Source organism: Pseudomonas edaphica, from assembly GCF_005863185.1.
Taxonomy (GTDB): Bacteria; Pseudomonadota; Gammaproteobacteria; order Pseudomonadales; family Pseudomonadaceae; genus Aquipseudomonas; species Aquipseudomonas edaphica.
Map to the genome: position 1 here is coordinate 1 of NZ_VBVZ01001023.1, position 1,102 is coordinate 1,102.

Sequence of the window (1,102 nt, forward strand, 5' to 3'; positions counted from 1 at the left end):
GGCGGTAGGCCTGCCCTGCATCGGTCAACTGATACACCGCTATCGCAGGCAAGCCAGCTCCCACACTGGGTTTTCATGCATCTGTTGAATCACCGTTATCCAACGGCTCCTTGCGTGGCCGACCGCCCTTCTTGCCATTGGCTCGGGCGGCGGCGGTTTTGGCGGCGCTGCTCTTGCGACCGTTGCGCGACGCTACCAGGCTTGTCGCCAGGTCCATCAAGGGCTGGCTGGTGGCGATGAGCCCGGTGATCGAAACGTCCAGATCCTGCGCCTCACAGCACAGCGCCTTGCCGCCAAAGCCGACCTCCAGTTGCTGAAAGTCCTCCAGGGAAAACCCTTCGAACTCCGGCAACCCGGCTACAGGCAACATGACGCGGCTGCCGTCGCTGAAACCGATGGAAATGCACTCGTGTTCATAGCGCACATTGCTGGCATTGGCGTACAGACGTTTGAGCTTGCGCCCACGGGTGATGGCCTTGTCGACATCGGCGTCAGTGAGCGGCTTATAGGGTACGACTTTGGCTTTTACGATTTTCATAAATTAATCCCCACGCAATCTGGCGCTCTGACCAGATTCAAAATTGTTCTTTGCTCTACGACATCGTGCCGGGCGCTTGCGATGACATAGACACCACGTCGAATAACCAACCCTTGAACCAATTCACCAGCGTCCCAATCCCAGGAATGGTTCTCCAGGCAAACCGTTTGCAGTTTCTCCCACCAGGTCCGGCGTGCACGCGCCAGGTAGTGCCGCTGCATGATCGCCTCGCGTAATTCCTTCAGGAGCGCAGTAGGCGGCCGCCTGCGATCAGGCTCTACATCCCACAACTCCACATCCCCATCCAGGAAGCTGAAACGAAAACGCGCATCCCATGCCCCTGACATGAACGTGGGGCGGGCAGTGTTCATCCCGCAGAAGCACTGAAATCACATATCCCTTGTAAGCACCTACTTTCATCGCAACCCATCCGTTAGGTTATTTTCCGTCAGGTAACAATTTTCCGTGGCACCCGACAACCGGCTCCATCCTTGCGAAGCTGTTTCACAGATTAGTAACGACGAACAACCCCGCGAATGCGGGGTTGTAACCACTCATGCCGAG

1 protein-coding gene and 1 pseudogene are annotated in these 1,102 nt (G+C 57.0%); both read right to left on the minus strand.

Annotated elements, in window-relative coordinates; translation table 11 throughout:
* Positions 1 to 73: 73 nt before the first annotated feature.
* Positions 74 to 538, minus strand: a complete 465-nt coding sequence (locus tag FEM54_RS32980; RefSeq protein WP_099547611.1) for a DUF2442 domain-containing protein — start codon at positions 536 to 538, stop codon at positions 74 to 76.
* Positions 535 to 958 (minus strand): annotated as a pseudogene (locus tag FEM54_RS32985) (DUF4160 domain-containing protein). Before FEM54_RS32985 ends, FEM54_RS32980 begins: the two are co-directional and overlap by 4 nt.
* Between the last annotated feature and the right edge of the window lie 144 nt (positions 959 to 1,102).

Excerpts from the sequence above, each read along its gene's own strand:
- FEM54_RS32980 (WP_099547611.1), bottom strand. The coding sequence starts at position 538 with ATGAAAATCGTAAAAGCCAAAGTCGTACCCTATAAGCCGCTCACTGAC.